Consider the following 17,774-nt stretch of genomic DNA (forward strand, 5'->3'; position numbering starts at 1 on the left):
CCCCCACTGTTGCAGGTCTCAGAGGGGGATGAGACCCAGGCCGTTGTGGACTCTCGGGGAGCTGCTTCGGCCGTTCATCACGGTTCGTCCGGCCACCACAAGGGTGGTGGAACTGCCGCCATCCATGTTCAAGGCATCGCGCAGGCCCAGTTGCTTGGCAGCCAGAGCTGTTTCCACAAGGGTGGGATCACTGCCGGCGGCCCCGCGCAAGGTCATCAGCCACTGACCGCTCGCCCCCTGAGCCACCACCGTTCTTGGTGCCGCCAAGCTCATGAAGCCAGGGCTAAACCCTTCCTGACGTCCATTCAGCACCACGCGGCCGTTCTGCATCAAGAGCGGACCGCCCCCTAGAACATTGGGCTGTTGGGCCAGGGGAGAGCTGGATCGCTCTGTCACCTGGATTTGATCGCCAGGTTGAGCCGGCAGCGGCGTGCGCCCGCGGGCGACCACCAGCGCAGCGTTTTCGGGAATGGCGATGCCGCTTTGCAGGCTGCGCTGATTGAAGGTTGTCTCGACGCGCCCGCCTCGAATCAACAGAGCTTCCTCTTCTCCGCTCAGGGCCCGGTAGCGGGGCCCCCATGCAGGTGTGTAGAGGCTCAGTCCCTTCTGGACGTAGCCGCTGTTGAGTGCCATCAGGCTCCAACGGCGACCGTTGTTCACCCGCAGCGTCTGGTTCAGCCGCAGCCGGCCGAACTGCAGATCCCCTGAGGCTCCCCAAGCGATCACGCCGCGATTCAGGATCGGACCGGACAGCCAGATCCCCTGATGCCGCACGGCCCCCAGGGGGAGTTGATTGATCCGGTTGAAAAAGCCTCCGTTGACTGCGACCAGTGCCCCTGCGGGCTGGGAGAGCTGAGGCAGAAAACGCAGGCCCTGTTGCTGCTCGGCTTTGACCAGGGTCTGAAGGGTGATGCCGAGACGGCTCAGCTGGCCGCCGGCACGGAACACCTGAATGGGTTTCACCCCCACCTTGATGGTGCGTTGCTCTAAGACGAAGCCCCGCCTCAGCCATTCGGCCACAGCTGGGTCGCGCAGGGGCAGATGTGCGCTCTGGGCTGGGCGGCGACCGCCGATCAGCACACCATCCAGCACCACCCGCCAGGGGGACGCCAGGCTCAGGCTCCTCAGCTTGGTGGCTTGTCCCTTCAGCACAATGCCCCCGTGGCGATGCTGCTGTGGGGTGAGCCCCCACGCCTTCAATTGACGTTGCTGGGTTCGCGACAGCTTGAGCTCCAGTAACAGGTCGCCTTTCAACCGTTGCACCAGGGCGGGGCCGTCCAGGTCCAGCACCAAACGATCAGCTGTGGAACCCTTGCCACGGCGCAGGTTGTTCACCGTTGGTCGGGGCAGCCGAAGCTCCAAGGTGTTTCCCCGCACTTTCGAGCGCACGCCAGTTGCGGCCAGCCAGTCGCTCACCTCGAGGCCGACTTCATCACCGAGCGAACGGGTTGCCAGTGCGGTGAGGGAGACCGTTCGGCCAAACCATTCGAGTGCTTCTCCATCGAGGCGAGACACCCGCCTGAAACCCAGACGGGATTCCAGAACCTCCAAGGGCAGCCAAAGTTCTTCCGGCTCTGCTTCTCTGCCCTTCCAGAGCCAAACCGCCTTGCTGCGCTTTTGCCCGATCAGCACCTCCTCACCGCTCTGGTTGGGCGCAGGCCGAAGCTCAGGTGGTGGTGGGGGAAGTGGGGCAAAGGCCAGCATGAAATGCCTGGGCGGAGAGGCGCCTGCCTAGGATCGTCCCTCGAGATGGTCTCTGCAGAGCTCGAAGCTGCAGACCCATGCGATCGTCCGGTTGAGTTCCCTATGTCTGACGCCATCCGTTCCGCTGTCTGGCCTTACTGCGACAGCCCTGCACCCCAAGTAGTTGCGGGCGAGAAGGATGCGTGTGGCGTTGGTTTCCTGGCTCAGCTCCAGGGGCAGGCCAGTCACTGGGTGCTGGAGCAGGCCCTGCGTGGTCTGGGATGCATGGAGCACCGTGGTGGTTGCGGTGGTGATGGCGACTCCGGCGACGGAGCAGGTGTGTTGTGTGAGATCCCCTGGTCGTATCTGAAAGCGGTCTGGCCCGAGGCGGCTGCAGCACGGGGCCTCGGCATGATGTTCATGCCGACCGATGCCAGCCGTCGTGCTGAGGTGCGGGGCCTGTGTGATGAAGAGGCCAGATCCCTTGGCATGCAGCCTTTGGGGTGGCGAACGGTGCCCGTTGAACCTGCGGTTCTCGGGCCTTTGGCTCGTGCCACAGCGCCTGTGATCGAGCAGTGGGTGCTGAATGGTGATGCGGACGACTCAACGTTTGATGGCCAGCTGCTGCGGTTGCGGCGCCGCATCGGTGCCCGTGTGAGGGCCGCTCTGGGTGCTGAGGTGGCGCAGGACGTTTATGTCGCCTCCCTGAGCAGCCGGACGGTTGTTTACAAGGGGATGGTGCGATCCGAGGTGCTGGAGCAGTTCTACGCCGACCTGCAGGACTCTCGATTTGAGGTGAGCTTTGCGGTGTATCACCGCCGTTTCAGCACCAACACCCTGCCGCGCTGGCCCCTGGCGCAGCCGATGCGCCTTCTGGGGCACAACGGCGAAATCAACACACTGCTGGGCAACCTAAACTGGGCCAAGGCTTCAGAAGCCAGCCTCGAGAACGTCTGGGGTGAGGCGGCTGATGACCTAATTCCGGTGGTGAACCCTGCCTTCAGCGATTCCGCCAACCTCGATGCCACCCTGGAATTGATGGTGCGTAGTGGGCGGTCGATCACTGACAGCCTGATCACACTGGTGCCAGAAGCGTTCCGCAATCAGCCCGATCTCGACAGCCGTCCTGATGTGACGGCGATGTACGAATTCAACGCTGGCATTCAGGAACCCTGGGATGGCCCGGCCCTGTTGGTCTTTGCCGACGGCAAACGAGTAGGTGCAACGCTCGATCGCAACGGGCTGCGTCCGGCGCGTTGGTGCACCACCGCTGATGGCTTCGTGATCATGGGATCGGAGACCGGCGTGGTGGACCTCAGCGGCAAGACGATTGTTCAGAAAGGTCGTCTTGGCCCTGGTCAGATGGTGGCCGTCGATCTTGAACGCGGCGAGTTGCTGGACAACTGGTCGGTGAAGGAAGACGCGGCGCGGCGCTTCCCCTATGCCGATTGGCTGCAGAAGCATCGCCGCGGCGTGCCCCCCCAGCCGTGGACCCAGGACCGGAAGGTGGGTGAACTCGATCTGCTTCGGTTGCAGACCGCGATGGGGTTCACCGCCGAAGACTTCGATCTGATCATCGAGGACATGGCTGCCCTCGGCAAGGAGCCGACCTACTGCATGGGCGATGACATTCCCCTGGCGGTGCTCTCCGACAAGCCCCATTTGCTTTACGACTACTTCAAGCAGCGCTTCGCCCAGGTCACCAACCCTCCTATTGATCCCCTGCGGGAAAAGCTGGTGATGAGCCTGGAGATGCACCTGGGTGAGCGTCGGCCCGCCCTGAAGCCCCAGCCGGAAGCTGCCTCCGTCATCCATCTGGAGACGCCCGTTTTGAACGAGGCGGAACTGGCGGCGATCAGTGAGCAGGGCTTGCCCGTCAAGACGGTGTCCACCCAGGTGGCTGTGGAGTCGTGTGCGGGAGGCCTGCAACATGCCATTGCGGCGCTGTGCAGCGTTGCGGAACAGGCGGTGCGTGACGGAGCCCAAGTTCTGGTGCTGTCCGACCGGGTCGGTGGCACAGGGGCGGCGGCCCCGCTGACCCCCACAACAGTGGCGATGCCGGCCTTGCTGGCCGTGGGTGCTGTTCATCACCATCTGCTGCGCCAGAAGCTTCGGCTGCAGTGCTCTCTGGTGGTGGATACGGCCCAGTGCTGGAGCACCCATCACATGGCCTGCCTGATTGGTTACGGCGCCAGTGCCGTCTGCCCCTGGCTCACCTGGGAGACCACCCGCCACTGGCTGGATCACCCCAAGACCAAGAAGCGGATCGAACAGGGCAAGTTGCCCGCCCTCGATGCAAATCAAGCCCAGGCCAACGTTCGTGAGTCGCTGGAGAATGGCCTGCGCAAGATCCTCTCCAAGATCGGAATTTCATTGCTGGCCAGCTATCACGGCGCTCAGATCTTCGAAGCGATCGGCCTGGGAGCGGATGTGGTGGAGACCGCCTTCGCGGGAACGACCAGCCGTGTTGCCGGCATGACGCTGGCCGAGCTCGCGAACGAAACGCTCTCGATGCACGCCAAGGCCTTCCCTGAGCTCAACCGCAGCAAGCTCGAATTCATGGGCTTTGTTCAGTACCGCAGTGGTGCTGAGTACCACCGCAACAATCCCGAGCTGTCGAAGGCGCTGCACAAGGCGGTGGCTCAGGGCCCTGGTTATGACCATTTCTCCACCTACCAGGACTTGCTGGAGAATCGACCGGTGATGGCCCTGCGGGACCTGCTGGAGTTCAAGTTGGCTCCCAACCCAGTCCCCCTGGATCAGGTGGAGAGCGTCGAGAGCATCTGCACCCGCTTCTGCACGGGCGGGATGAGCCTGGGCGCTTTGTCCCGCGAAGCCCATGAAGTGTTGGCCGTGGCGATGAATCGCATCGGCGGCAAGAGCAACAGCGGTGAAGGCGGTGAAGACCCTGCCCGCTTCCAGATCCTCAAGGATGTGGATGGCGAGGGCCGTTCCGCCTCATTCCCCAGCATTGGTGGTTTGCGCAATGGGGACACCGCCTGCTCGGCAATCAAGCAGGTGGCTTCAGGCCGTTTCGGTGTGACGGCGGAATACCTGCGCAGCGGCAAGCAGTTGGAGATCAAGGTGGCCCAGGGCGCCAAGCCCGGTGAAGGCGGTCAGCTGCCAGGGCCCAAGGTCGACAAGTACATCGCCTGGTTGCGCAACAGCAAGCCAGGTGTGGCCTTGATTTCACCGCCGCCACACCATGACATCTATTCGATTGAAGACCTGGCGCAGTTGATCCATGACCTGCATCAGGTGCATCCCGCTGCTCCTGTGAGCGTGAAGCTGGTGGCCGAGATCGGCATCGGCACCATCGCTGCGGGTGTGGCCAAGGCCAACGCCGATGTGATCCAGATCTCCGGTCACGACGGTGGCACGGGTGCATCTCCCCTGAGTTCGATCAAGCATGCCGGCAGCCCCTGGGAACTGGGCCTCACCGAGGTGCACCGCTCCCTGGTGGAGAACGGTTTGCGCGATCGGGTTCTGTTGCGCGCCGATGGAGGCCTGAAGACAGGCTGGGACGTGATGATCGCTGCCCTGCTGGGGGCGGAGGAATACGGCTTCGGATCGATCGCGATGATCGCCGAGGGCTGCGTCATGGCTCGAGTTTGTCACACCAACAACTGCCCTGTGGGTGTGGCCACGCAGAAGGAGAACCTGCGCAAGCGTTTCACCGGTGTTCCTGAGCATGTCGTCAATTTCTTCTGGTACGTCGCCGAGGAAGTGCGTCAGCTGATGAGCCTGCTCGGCGTCAGCCGCCTCGAGGAGCTGATCGGTCGCACCGATCTGCTCCAGGCTCGCTCGGTTGATCTGGCCAAGACCAAGGGTGTGGATCTCTCCAGCCTGCGGGCTCCGATCAGCGGTGCCGAAGATCGCTCCTGGCTTCGCCATAGCGACGAGGCCCACGGCAACGGACCGATCCTTGAGGATCAGCTCCTCGCCGACGCTGAGCTGATGGCTGCCCTGGAGAACCACGGTTCCCTCAGCCGCAGCATCGAGATCATCAACACCGATCGCAGTGTCTGTGCCCGTCTGGCCGGTGAAATCGCCCAGCGCCATGGCAACCGCGGCTTCAACGGACAGCTCGATCTCACCTTCCGGGGTGCTGCAGGCCAGAGCTTCGGGGCCTTCCTGGTGCAGGGCATGCAGGTTCGTCTGGAAGGCGAGGCCAACGACTACGTGGGCAAGGGCATTAACAGTGGATGCATCACCCTGGTGCCATCAGACGGTTGTGCCTCTCCGGGTGACCAGGTGATCCTCGGCAACACCTGCCTCTACGGGGCCACCGGCGGTGAGTTGTTCGCCAATGGCCGGGCTGGTGAGCGCTTCGGTGTTCGCAACAGCGGTGCCCGCGCGGTTGTGGAGGGAGCTGGTGACCACTGCTGTGAGTACATGACCGGTGGTGTCGTCGTCGTTCTCGGCAGCACCGGTCGCAATGTCGGCGCTGGCATGACCGGTGGTGTGACCTTCCTGCTGGATGAGGAGGGGCATGTTGCTCCTCGGGTGAACCCGGAGATTGTTGAGGTCTGCACCATCACCACCCATGAGCAGGAGTCGCTGCTGAAGGGTCTGCTGGAACGGCATGTGGCGCTCACGGGAAGCGAGAAGGCTGCTGCTCTCCTGGCCGATTGGTCTGCGGCGAAGGGTCGCTTCAAGGTGTTGGTCCCTCCCAGTGAGCGGGAGTCGATGGGATTGGCCGACAAGCAGGCTGTGGCGGCCTAGCGCCGTCCCCAGTCCGTGGCCTGGTTTGTCAAGACCGAAACATTCACGGCTGTCGCCTCCGCCCTCCCCGTTGAGCAGCGGCGACCCTCCTTGGAGGCTCACCGCCGTTGGGTTGCAGATGAAGCAGCAGCAGGCCGCCGTGTACGCAGCGGTTACCTAGTGGATGGCGACCGGCGTCCGGGCGGCGGTGGGCTGCTGATATTTGAGGCGTCGTCCTACGCCGATGCCCTGGCGTGGGTCCAGAACGACCCGATGATCATCGCCGGCCTGGTGGACTGGCAGGTGCAGGAATGGATCCCTGTCAGCGGGGATGGCTGGCCATGAGCCGTTGCACCTCGCCGGCGTGGTAGCTGCTGCGGGTGAGTGGTGTGCTGACGACCTGGAGGAAGCCCAGCTCCTCTTCGCCCACTGTTCTGTAGGTCTCGAATTGAGCCGGAGAGACAAAGCGGTCGACGGCCAGGTGCTTTGGGCCAGGTGAGAGGTACTGACCGATGGTGACGATGTCGACCTTGTGTTTGCGCAGATCCCGGAGCGTCTCGATTATCTCCTCATCGGTTTCCCCGAGCCCCACCATCAGTCCCGACTTGCTGTAGGCCTTGGGCCATTGCTCCCTCACCCGTTGCAGCAGCTCGAGGGAGCGTTCATAAATGCCCTGGGGCCGCGCCAGGCGGTACATCCGCGGCACCGTTTCAATGTTGTGGTTCAGCACGTGGGGGGCGGCGGCCATCACCGTTGCCAGGGCATCCCAGTTGCCGCAGAAGTCGGGAATCAGCAGCTCGATCGTGGTGAGCGGTGAGCGTTGCTTCACCTGTTCGATGCAGGCAACGAACTGGGACGCACCTCCATCGGCGAGATCGTCGCGGTTCACCGAGGTGATCACCACATGCTTCAGTCCCAGACGGGCCACCGCTTCCCCAAGCCGTTGCGGCTCAGTGGGATCGAGCTCACGCACCCTCTTGTCAAAGTCGATGTCGCAGTAGGGGCAGGCGCGGGTGCAGCCGGGCCCCATGATCAAAAACGTGGCGGTGCCGCCTGCGAAGCATTCGCCGATGTTGGGGCAGCTCGCCTCCTGGCAGACCGTGTTCAGGTTTAAATCCAGCAGCAGGTCGGCTACGGCGCCGATCCGCTCGCGCTGCGGAGCCTTAACGCGCAACCACTCCGGCTTGAGCACGGCGAAGCATCTTCAATCCATGACCTTAGTCGCTGCTGAGATCTGCCTGGATTTCGCTCCACTGTGATCTTTTAAGATTGCAGCGCCGGGATGTGGCGCAGTTTGGTAGCGCACTTCGTTCGGGACGAAGGGGCCGCAGGTTCGAATCCTGTCATCCCGATTCTTGGTTTGCGTGGCACTGCCAGGTCTTGATGGATACCTGAGCTAAGCCTGAAAAAACTCAGCCCTCATTGAAGACTTGCCCCTGAGTACCCCCGCGGCGTCACCACCCAGTCACCATCGGCACGGCTGCTGCTGTTCCCGATCAGAACAAGCGTGAGCATGTCCACGGATTCCGGCTCCAAGCGCTCAAGACTCGTGAGCTCACGGGATTCCTCTGCGCGGCCCAGCTGCCGCGCCAGCGTCACCGGGGTTGTGGGGGGGCGGTGTTTCAACAGGATCTCCTTGGCGTGTCCCAGCTGCCAGTCCCGTCCCTTGGACCGCGGGTTATAGAGGGCGAGCACAAAATCTCCAGCAGCAGCGGCCTCCAGTCGCTTTTCGATCACGGCCCACGGCGTGAGGCGATCGCTGAGGCTCACGCAGCAGAAGTCATGCATCAGTGGCGCTCCGGCCCGGGCGGCGGCCAACTGGAAGGCTGAAATGCCTGGATGCACCGCGAAGCTGGGCCGGTCCTGCTCGGGTTGCTGGAGCAGCAGCTCCAGGGCCAATCCCGCCATGCCGTAGATCCCGCTGTCGCCGGAGGAGATCAGAGCAACTTTGGCCCCTTGTTGGGCCAAGCGCAGTGCTTCGGCACAGCGGTCCCATTCCCGGGTGAGCTGGCCATCGAATCGGACCTGATCCAGCCGGCGCAGGGGCTCCAGAAGATCGAGGTAGAGGCTGTAGCCAACCCAGGCGCAGCAACGGGAGAGGGCCGCTTTGGCGTCTCCGCTGAGCAGGGACAGATCTCCTGGACCACTGCCCACCAGGTGCAGCTCCCCCCTCTCTGGCGCATAGGGGAGGGCCGCCTCGGCAATGGCCACCGTCACGGCGCCCTGCTCCCCTGTTTCCGGACGGTTGATTCTCTTGGGCTGGATCAGATGACCTTGTTCGCCCGCAGCCAGCAAGGCTGCCGCTTCAGCCACCGACGCGGTCCCCATTTCCTTGCGCACCACTTCGGAGGGATTGGGCACGTCGATGGATGCAAGAGCGTGCTCCGCAAAAGTTCGGAACGGCCATGCCCGGGTCTGGCTCAGATGCTGCAGGGCCGGTTCATCGGATTTCCGGGCTGCGCTGACCATTCCAGCGACAGCCTCTTCCGCCAGTCCTGCTGTTGCCAAGGCCTCGGCAATGGCCTTCTCCACCAGGGAAACGCTGGTGTTGCGTTCACAGCCGATGCCGATCCAGAGCGTTGCTGGATGCCACTGGCAATCACCCTGACGGCGCGCTCCGATCACAAGATCAGCGGCGTCTGGCCCCCCCTTGGGATCAATGTTGTGCAGCAAGGGATGGCCTTCAGGGCCTCGCCAGGCGGTGGATCCACTGCTCTGGTGAACGCTGATGCTGGATCCCTGGGATTGCCGCACCATCAGATCGCGCCAATGGACCACCGATCCCCTGCGTTTCCAGCCCCAGCTCTCACCAAAGGCATCCAGGGGGAGACGTCCTTCATGGGCGCAGGCACCCGTGATCACCGCCTGCCCTCCGAGATCCATCGCGATCTCTCGGGCACGTTGTTCAGCGCCTGCGGAGTGGCCTCCTAGAAGAGGGATGATGAACTCCCCTTTGGGGTCAAGTACCAGAACGGCTGGATCCTTCTCCTTTCCTTGGATCCGAGCTGCAATCAGGCGCGTCACCGCTCCCACGGCACCCACGAACAACACGACGCTCTCTGCCGTCCAGTGCCCATCAAGGGCGGTGCTGATGTCTTGATCGGCTGGCTTGATCCGGTCGATGTGGCCGCGCAGCAGCAAACGCTCCAACAGCGGCATGGCGCTGGGGCTTAGTCCTAGGCCCAGAGCGGGAGCGGCAGATGTGGGGTTCAGGGCAGGAAATCCGGATCAGGGCTTGCGCAAGCGCCCATCGCTGTTGAGCAACTCACGGGCTGATCCTCCCAGGCTGCTGCTTGGCTTCAGCTTGGGTTCTTCGTCGGCTGGCTGATGAGGCTCCGCTTGCTTCTCCGGGGCAGGAGTGGGCCGAGCAGTTTCTGCTTTGGATGGCTGTTCAGCAGGCTGCTGTTCAGCTATGGGTGGCTCAGGCTCCCGCTCTTCTTTTTCCACTGGTGCAGTGGGCTGAGGGGCGGCCGTGGTCTGGGTATCGACCTCATCCTCGACTTTGAGCTCAGCCTGAGAGAGGTCTCGGAGCTGTTCTATCTGCTTTTGTTGTTTCTCCTCAGTCTTTTGAGGGGGCTCTGGCGAGTATTCGACCACCTCCAGAACCTCAGGCTCAGGGGAGCCGCTCAGGCGAGCGAGCTGACTGTCGGTGAGGCGTGAGCGCATCCAGCCCGGCTTGGCACCAGATGCGGCTTTCAGATGAATCAGCTGATTGTTGAAGACCGGTGTAATTGGCTCGCCCAGCCCGTTCAGCAGTTCCATCTGAATGTCGTGGCTGCCTGAGCCGTTTGATCCTTTGAGCCAGAGGGCTTCCTTGTGATCAACCAAAAAGCTGTCCCCATCAATGCTGATGCGGAGCCGCCAGCGTCCATCGCCCTCCCGCAGGTTTTGCAGCGGAGCATTCCAGATCAGCCAATCCACCAAAAGGGGTTGCAGGCCCTGCTCTCCGGCTGGCGAGACAGGGACCAGCCAGGGAGCATCGCGTTCGGGTTGTGTGCCCTGCAGTTTTTGCCAGAGGTGCACGCGTCCCTGGACTGAGGCTCCCGGTGCTTGTAAGGCTTCTCCCCAGGGGTAAGCGGCCCAGGCGCTGAAGCGGTGACTGCCGGCTTCCAGGTCATCGATGCGGACTTTCAGGCGGTTTCCATCGCTTTCGCTCAGCCGTAGGGGAGCGCGGTTGTCGATTTGAAGCACCACATGGGGGCCCAGACCCAATTCTGGGTCGCTGCTGAGGGGCCAGTCGTCGATTTCCAAACGCAGCTCAAGGTCGTCAGAAGAAACGATGCTGTCGTTGCTTGGATCGATCAGCCGCAGGGAGGGGCGGTGCTGTTGCAGGTTCTGGCGCAGCTGTTGCACTGCCCCTGGAGGAGCCACTTCCTGGAGCTTCCCGCTGGGGGCTGAAATCGACAGCGGTTTGGCAGCAGACCCTGAATCGCGATTGAAGAATCCAGGGCGCGCATGAACAGGTAAGCCGGCACCAAGAAACAGCACTGCTACCAGCAGAACAGCCCATATCGACTTCAGGCCAGGGCGACGCATCGGGCATGAACAGATCCGATCATTCTGAACAATCCGCCCTTCACTGTCAGAGTTTTAGTTATTTAGGAAGGAAATATGCGTGCAATTGTATTGCTTAGCGCTTGAGATCTTTGTTGTTTCGCTGATTCTCAGCCTTCTGCAGACGCCTGTCGCTGACTGGCCCGCCACGGGATTGAACCTTTGTAACTCAGGGCCCTTTAACCCCCTTCTCCGCCCCTATGCTTCCGCCAGCGGTCCCCTCTTAGGGGCCCCAGCTTCAGTGCAGACAAGGGGTTTCGACCCCTTTGCCGTACTGACGCCCGAATGCTGATTCCTTGTGAATCCGTGTTCGGGGCCCCGATTGGCTTCGGCCCGTCGGAGGGGTGGCCCACCACCTCGAAACCCGTCCCTCGAGGAACGACTCGATGACCATCAGCCCACCTGAGCGTGGGAGTGACGCGAAAAGCCAGGTCGAGAAGGTTGACAATCCAGCAACCTTCGAGCTGTTCGGTAAGCCCGGACACTTTGACCGAGCTCTCGCGAAAGGTCCCAAAACCACCACCTGGGTTTGGAACCTTCACGCCAACGCTCACGACTTCGACGCTCACACGAGCGACCTTCAAGAGGTCTCTCGGCGGATCTTCTCCGCCCATTTCGGCCACCTGGCCGTCATCTTCATCTGGCTCAGCGGTGCCTTCTTCCATGGCGCCCGCTTCTCCAACTATTCCGGTTGGCTTGCTGACCCCACCCATGTGAAGCCAAGCGCCCAGCAGGTCTGGGCCGTCTTCGGCCAAGAAGTTCTCAATGGCGACATGGGTGCCGGTTTCCAAGGCATCCAAATCACCTCAGGCCTCTTCCAGATGTGGCGGGCCTGGGGCATCACCAGCGAAACCCAGCTCATGGCTCTGGCCATCGGTGCTCTGGTGATGGCCGGCCTCATGCTCAACGCCGGTGTTTTCCACTACCACAAGGCTGCGCCGAAGCTGGAGTGGTTCCAGAACGTTGAGTCGATGCTGAACCACCACCTGGCAGGTCTGCTGGGTCTTGGTTCACTGTCCTGGGCTGGTCACGTCATCCACGTGTCTGCCCCTGTCACCAAGTTGATGGATGCCATCGATGCCGGCCAACCGCTGGTGCTGAATGGCAAGACCATCGCTTCGGCTGCAGACATTCCGCTGCCCCACGAGTTCTTCAATCAGGACCTGCTGGCGCAGCTGTATCCAGGCTTCAGTGCTGGTGTCGGTGCCTTCTTCTCCGGCAACTGGGCTGCTTACAGCGATTTCCTCACCTTCAAGGGTGGTTTGAATCCTGTGACGGGAAGCCTCTGGATGACCGACATCGCCCACCACCATGTGGCGATCGCCGTGATGTTCATCGTTGCCGGTCACATGTACCGGACTAACTGGGGCATCGGTCACTCCATCAAGGAGATCCACGAAGGCCAGAAGGGTGATCCCCTGCTGTTCCCTGCCACCAACGGTCACGACGGTCTTTACGACTTCATGACCAATTCCTGGCATGCCCAGCTGGCGGTCAACCTCGCCATCGGCGGTTCAGTGAGCATCATCGTTGCTCAGCACATGTACGCGATGCCTCCGTATCCGTACCAAGCGATCGACTACCCCACCCAGATCGGGCTCTTCACCCATCACATCTGGATCGGCGGTTTCCTGATCGTTGGTGCCGGCGCTCACGCCGCCATCGCCATGGTTCGCGATTATGACCCCGCCAAGCACATCGACAACGTGCTGGATCGGGTGCTCAAGGCTCGCGACGCCATCATCAGTCACCTCAACTGGGTCTGCATCTGGCTCGGAGCCCACAGCTTCGGCCTGTACATCCACAACGACACCATGCGTGCCCTGGGTCGTCCCCAGGACATGTTCAGCGATTCGGCCATCTCCATTCAGCCGATCTTTGCTCAGTGGATTCAGAACGTGCACGCCGCAGCTGCCGGCAGCACGGCTCCCAACGCCCTCGCCGGTGTGAGTGAAGTGTTCAACGGTTCCGTTGTCGCCGTCGGCGGCAAGGTTGCCGCTGCTCCCATGCCGCTCGGCACCGCCGACTTCATGGTTCACCACATCCACGCCTTCACGATTCACGTGACGGTGTTGATCCTGCTGAAGGGTGTCTTGTATGCCCGTAGCTCCCGCCTCATCCCTGATAAGGCCAACCTGGGCTTCCGATTCTCCTGCGACGGTCCTGGTCGTGGTGGCACCTGCCAGGTCTCCGCTTGGGACCACGTGTTCCTGGGCCTGTTCTGGATGTACAACTCCCTGTCAATCGTGATCTTCCACTTCTCCTGGAAGATGCAGAGCGACATCTGGGGAACGGTGAATGCCGACGGTTCCGTCGCGCACATCACCAACGGCAACTTTGCCCAAAGCGCCATCACCATCAATGGCTGGCTGCGTGACTATCTGTGGGCTCAGGCCGTTCAGGTGATCAACAGCTATGGCTCGAACACAGCCGCCTACGGAATCATGTTCCTCGGCGCCCACTTCGTGTTCGCCTTCAGCCTGATGTTCCTCTTCAGTGGCCGCGGCTACTGGCAGGAACTGATCGAGTCCATCGTCTGGGCTCACAACAAGCTGAAGGTGGCTCCCGCCATCCAGCCCCGTGCTCTTTCCATCATCCAAGGCCGTGCAGTGGGTGTTGCCCACTACCTCTTGGGCGGAATTGCGACCACGTGGGCCTTCTTCCACGCCCACATTCTTGTGGTCGGCTGACCTCACCTGACCTCTCCCTCTAATGGCAACGAAATTTCCTTCGTTCAGCCAGGGTCTGGCCCAGGACCCGACAACCCGCCGTATTTGGTACGGGATCGCCACGGCTCACGACTTCGAGAGCCATGACGGAATGACGGAGGAGCGCCTCTATCAGAAGCTCTTCTCCACTCATTTCGGTCACCTCGCGATCATCGGCCTGTGGGTTTCGGGAAACCTGTTCCACATCGCCTGGCAGGGCAACTTCGAGCAGTGGGTCGCCGACCCCCTGCACGTGCGCCCCATCGCTCACGCAATCTGGGATCCCCACTTCGGTCAAGGCGCCATTGACGCCTTCACCCAAGCGGGCGCTTCCTCCCCGGTGAACATCGCCTACTCAGGCCTGTATCACTGGTTCTACACAATCGGCATGAAGACAAATGCCGAGCTGTATCAGGGTTCCATCTTCATGATGATCCTGTCGGCTTGGGCTCTCTTCGCCGGCTGGTTGCACCTGCAGCCCAAGTTCCGTCCTTCCCTGGCCTGGTTCAAAAACGCTGAATCGCGTCTGAACCACCACCTTGCTGTCCTCTTCGGCTTCAGCTCAATCGCCTGGACCGGTCACCTGGTTCACGTTGCGATCCCCGAAGCCCGCGGTCAGCACGTTGGTTGGGACAACTTCCTCAATGTTCTGCCTCACCCCGCCGGTCTTGGACCCTTCTTCACCGGTAACTGGGGTGTGTACGCCGAAAACCCCGATTCTCTGAATCAGGTCTTCGGTAGTTCCGAAGGTGCCGGCACCGCCATCCTCACCTTCCTCGGTGGTTTCCACCCTCAGACAGAAGCCCTCTGGCTGACGGACATCGCCCACCACCACCTGGCCATCGGTTGCATCTTCGTGATCGCCGGCCACATGTACCGGACCAACTTCGGTATCGGTCACTCCATCAAGGAGATCCTCGAAACCCACAACCCCCCGAAGGGCACCCCCGGTGACCTCGGCGCTGGCCACAAGGGTCTCTACGACACCATCAACAACAGCCTGCACTTCCAGCTGGGTCTTGCTCTCGCCTCCCTCGGCGTGGTCACCAGCCTCGTGGCGCAGCACATGTACTCGATGCCGTCGTACGCCTTCATCGCGAAGGACTACACGACTCAGGCAGCCCTGTACACCCACCATCAGTACATCGCCATAGCGTTGATGTGTGGTGCCTTCGCCCACGGTGCGATCTTCTTCATCCGTGACTACGACCCCGAAGCCAACAAGGACAACGTCCTGGCTCGGATGCTCGAGCACAAGGAAGCGATCATCAGCCACCTGAGCTGGGTCTCCCTGTTCCTCGGCTTCCACACCCTCGGCCTTTACGTCCACAACGATGTGGTCGTTGCCTTCGGTACCCCCGAGAAGCAGATCCTGGTTGAGCCCGTGTTCGCCCAGTTCGTTCAGGCCGCCTCTGGTAAGGCCATGTACGGAATGGACGTGCTGCTCTCCAACGCCTCCAGCTCCGCCAGCCTTGCTGCCCAGAACATTCCTGGTGAGCACTACTGGCTGGACGCGATCAATGGCAACACCGATGTGTTCCTGCCCATCGGCCCTGGTGACTTCCTGGTTCACCACGCCATTGCTCTGGGTCTGCACACCACCACCCTGATCCTTGTGAAGGGTGCCCTTGATGCCCGCGGCTCCAAGCTGATGCCCGACAAGAAGGACTTCGGCTATTCATTCCCCTGCGACGGCCCGGGCCGTGGCGGCACCTGCGACATCTCTGCCTGGGACGCCTTCTACCTGGCTGTCTTCTGGGCTTTGAACACCGTGGGTTGGCTGACTTTCTACTGGCACTGGAAGCACCTGGCCATCTGGTCCGGCAACGTGGCCCAGTTCAACGAATCCAGCACCTACCTGATGGGCTGGTTCCGTGACTACCTGTGGCTCAACTCCTCCCAGTTGATCAATGGCTACAACCCGTTCGGCAGCAACAACCTCGCCGTCTGGGCTTGGATGTTCCTCTTCGGACACCTGGTTTGGGCCACCGGCTTCATGTTCCTGATCTCCTGGCGGGGTTACTGGCAGGAACTGATCGAGACCATCGTCTGGGCTCACCAGCGCAGCCCCATCGCCAACATGATGGGTTACCGCGACAAGCCCGTGGCACTGTCCATCGTTCAGGCCCGTGTCGTCGGCTTGGCTCACTTCACGGTTGGCTACGTCCTGACGTATGCCGCCTTCCTGATTGCCTCGACTTCAGGAAAATTCGGTTAATTCCTTCCTGAATTAACCCGCGACGAGTCGTTCCTCGTTTCAAACGTCCCCACCCGGTTCTCCGGGTGGGGATTTTTGTTGTCTTTGCTTCGGAGTGGTTCTGTTGGACCGCGTTGTTTTTCTCGTCTTGGCCTGGGCCTTGCCTAGCCTCAAGCCTCGATGGGATCTGGCTGAACGTGGGCGACTGGGAGCACCTGCAGCGCAATGTTGGTGAGTGGCGCGGCTGGTTCGACAGCCTGGACCGGACGCTTCAACGCACCAAGCGTCAGCCCTCCCTGCTCACGCTCGAACCGGCTCCACCTGGTGTGCCACTCAATCTGACCCTGCTGTTCTGGCCTGAGGAAGCGGGATTAAGTTCCCCCCATCAACCGCCTGCCGGCGAGCCTGAAAAACGGATCGTTCAAAGCTTCACGCGACTGGATCCCGACATGGGGGTCTTCGGTACCGGCAGTTTTTCAAGGGGGACGCTGTACCGGTCCACCTGGACCAAGCTCTATGCCGAGTTCGGCTTCCTGCATCACCAACGCCGTCACCGCCTAGTGCTGCTTTGGGATGGTGTTGGGCAATTGGATCGGATCGTGCTGATCCGTGAGTTCCTCTCCGGAAGTTCAGCTGTGGAACGTCCATCCCTGGAGGCAGATCAGTTGATCGGTGACTGGCGTTGCGACCTCCCTTCGCCTGGGGACAACATCTGTTTTTCCGCAGGCGATCTCGATCGCTGGATCTTTTTGCCGGATGGAGGAGCCTTTCTGGCGCCAGCTCAGATTGATTCCCACCAGCCCTTCAGCATCGAAGCGCTTTGGCTGTCGAGTGCGACGCGCCTCGAGCGTATTTCACGTCGCTATTCAGAACATGGTGCCCTGATGTCGGTAGACCACCAATTGCTCACCCGTTGAGCCAGGGATGGCTATGGGGTATTGCTTAAGTTAGCGCGGCCTCTGTTGCTGAAGGCAATGTCGAGGGTGCGCAAATAGGTGTGCAGGCCGGCATCCTGAATCGGCAGCACGTAGGCGTCGGCGCCGGATTCGTTGTGGTGGGAGTGCCAGTAGCCGGGCGGTGTCACGAAGGCTGCGCCGGCTGCCCAGTCTTCCCGGTGCCCATTGCGGATCATCCCGTTCTCGTCTAGCTCGGTGCCGATCATCGTGTAGCAACCCGGTTGGCAGGCCACCGCAAAATCAAGGGCGATCGATTGATGTCGGTGGGGGGGCTGCACCTGGCCTGCGGGGAGGATTCCCAACATGGCCCACAAGGTGTGGGTGATGGTGCGCGTCTGCGGGAAGGCGTTGTTACTTAACAGCACACTCACGCGATTGGCGTTGGCTCCGCGGGGATTGCTGGCGATGGCATCCAGCTGTGCGCGAGCATCCTGATGGCTGTAGAAGCAGGGTTCGAACACCGGTTTTACGGTGCTCACGCCCAGATAACGAAGCAGCGGGGCATCATGCACCCAATACAGGCCTGCGTGGCTGTCGCTGCTGTGAATGGCTTCACCGCCAGCCGGAAGCACGAACGTGTCTCCCTCGCTCCAGTGAAAAATCTGACCACAGGCTTCAGTTTGCCCATGGCCTCGGGCGACGAAGAACAGCTGACTGGTCGCATCCGCATGGGTTCGCAAGGACCCCTGATCCAGCCGAATGAAGTTGCCGCAGAGCGATGGACCAGTGGCCGGGCCTTCGCAATCGAGCTCCGGGCTGAGGTCTAGTGGCATCAGCTCATTGCCGCTCCCGTCAAAGAAACTGGCGGGAAAGCTCCGATAGGGGATTCTGCTGATCAATCCCTTCTGCAGGGGGTTGGCTGCAGCGCTGTAGTCAAAGAATTGGGCCTGGGCGCTGGTGGGAGTACTCGCCTGTGGGGTGACCGTCATCCTGATCTCAATACAATGCGTCTTCGACGCAGTGAACGGCACC

The 17,774-nt window shown here is 61.6% G+C and carries 10 protein-coding genes and 1 tRNA gene; 6 read left to right on the forward strand and 5 right to left on the reverse strand.

What is annotated here, in order from left to right; genetic code table 11:
* Positions 1-18: 18 nt before the first annotated feature.
* Positions 19-1,704, reverse strand: a complete 1,686-nt coding sequence (locus tag SYNCC9605_RS01625) for a phosphodiester glycosidase family protein (protein WP_011363349.1) — start codon at positions 1,702-1,704, stop codon at positions 19-21.
* Positions 1,705-1,806: 102 nt separating this feature from the next.
* Between SYNCC9605_RS01625 and gltB the strand changes: the two genes are divergently transcribed.
* Both gltB and SYNCC9605_RS01635 read left to right on the forward strand, forming a co-directional pair.
* On the forward strand, positions 1,807-6,408 hold the full coding sequence (gltB, locus tag SYNCC9605_RS01630; protein ID WP_011363350.1) for a glutamate synthase large subunit: 4,602 nt from the start codon (positions 1,807-1,809) through the stop codon (positions 6,406-6,408).
* 15 nt (positions 6,409-6,423) lie between these two features.
* Positions 6,424-6,732 (forward strand): YciI family protein, encoded by a 309-nt coding sequence (locus SYNCC9605_RS01635; protein WP_011363351.1) that lies wholly within the window; start codon positions 6,424-6,426, stop codon positions 6,730-6,732.
* Here the strand turns inward: SYNCC9605_RS01635 and lipA are convergent.
* Positions 6,710-7,579 carry a lipoyl synthase gene (gene lipA, locus SYNCC9605_RS01640; RefSeq protein WP_011363352.1) on the reverse strand — a complete coding sequence of 290 codons (870 nt, stop codon included), beginning with the start codon at positions 7,577-7,579 and terminating at the stop codon, positions 6,710-6,712. The two genes, SYNCC9605_RS01635 and lipA, sit on opposite strands and share 23 nt — an antisense overlap.
* Before the next feature lie 86 nt (positions 7,580-7,665).
* Here lipA and SYNCC9605_RS01645 point away from each other — a divergent pair.
* A tRNA-Pro gene (locus SYNCC9605_RS01645) sits at positions 7,666-7,739 on the forward strand.
* Between the two features lie 67 nt (positions 7,740-7,806).
* On the opposite strand, the gene cobJ is transcribed toward SYNCC9605_RS01645, so the two are convergent.
* Complete coding sequence (gene cobJ / locus SYNCC9605_RS01650) at positions 7,807-9,546, reverse strand: precorrin-3B C(17)-methyltransferase (protein WP_011363353.1); 1,740 nt, start codon at positions 9,544-9,546, stop codon at positions 7,807-7,809.
* Positions 9,547-9,615: 69 nt separating this feature from the next.
* On the reverse strand, positions 9,616-10,923 hold the full coding sequence (locus SYNCC9605_RS01655) for a hypothetical protein (protein WP_011363354.1): 1,308 nt from the start codon (positions 10,921-10,923) through the stop codon (positions 9,616-9,618).
* Between the two features lie 404 nt (positions 10,924-11,327).
* On the opposite strand from SYNCC9605_RS01655, the gene psaA reads away from it, so the two are divergent.
* The 3 genes from psaA (at position 11,328) to SYNCC9605_RS01670 (ending at position 16,763) form a co-directional block, all read left to right on the forward strand.
* On the forward strand, positions 11,328-13,631 hold the full coding sequence (gene psaA, locus SYNCC9605_RS01660) for a photosystem I core protein PsaA (RefSeq protein WP_011363355.1): 2,304 nt from the start codon (positions 11,328-11,330) through the stop codon (positions 13,629-13,631).
* A 22-nt stretch (positions 13,632-13,653) separates the two neighbouring features.
* Entirely contained in the window at positions 13,654-15,867 is a 2,214-nt protein-coding gene (psaB, locus tag SYNCC9605_RS01665; protein WP_011363356.1) for a photosystem I core protein PsaB, read from the forward strand.
* 65 nt (positions 15,868-15,932) lie between these two features.
* Positions 15,933-16,763 carry a DUF3598 family protein gene (locus SYNCC9605_RS01670; RefSeq protein ID WP_011363357.1) on the forward strand — a complete coding sequence of 277 codons (831 nt, stop codon included), beginning with the start codon at positions 15,933-15,935 and terminating at the stop codon, positions 16,761-16,763.
* A gap of 11 nt (positions 16,764-16,774) precedes the next feature.
* Here the strand turns inward: SYNCC9605_RS01670 and SYNCC9605_RS01675 are convergent, their stop codons facing one another.
* Positions 16,775-17,731 (reverse strand): cupin, encoded by a 957-nt coding sequence (locus tag SYNCC9605_RS01675; RefSeq protein WP_011363358.1) that lies wholly within the window; start codon positions 17,729-17,731, stop codon positions 16,775-16,777.
* Positions 17,732-17,774: the final 43 nt, after the last annotated feature.

This window comes from Synechococcus sp. CC9605, from assembly GCF_000012625.1.
Taxonomy (GTDB): domain Bacteria; phylum Cyanobacteriota; class Cyanobacteriia; order PCC-6307; family Cyanobiaceae; genus Parasynechococcus.

Excerpts from the sequence above, each read along its gene's own strand:
- SYNCC9605_RS01625 (WP_011363349.1), bottom strand. The coding sequence starts at position 1,704 with ATGCTGGCCTTTGCCCCACTTCCCCCACCACCACCTGAGCTTCGGCCT.
- gltB (WP_011363350.1), top strand. The coding sequence starts at position 1,807 with ATGTCTGACGCCATCCGTTCCGCTGTCTGGCCTTACTGCGACAGCCCT.
- cobJ (WP_011363353.1), bottom strand. The coding sequence starts at position 9,546 with ATGCCGCTGTTGGAGCGTTTGCTGCTGCGCGGCCACATCGACCGGATC.
- SYNCC9605_RS01655 (WP_011363354.1), bottom strand. The coding sequence starts at position 10,923 with ATGCGTCGCCCTGGCCTGAAGTCGATATGGGCTGTTCTGCTGGTAGCA.
- psaA (WP_011363355.1), top strand. The coding sequence starts at position 11,328 with ATGACCATCAGCCCACCTGAGCGTGGGAGTGACGCGAAAAGCCAGGTC.
- psaB (WP_011363356.1), top strand. The coding sequence starts at position 13,654 with ATGGCAACGAAATTTCCTTCGTTCAGCCAGGGTCTGGCCCAGGACCCG.
- SYNCC9605_RS01675 (WP_011363358.1), bottom strand. The coding sequence starts at position 17,731 with ATGACGGTCACCCCACAGGCGAGTACTCCCACCAGCGCCCAGGCCCAA.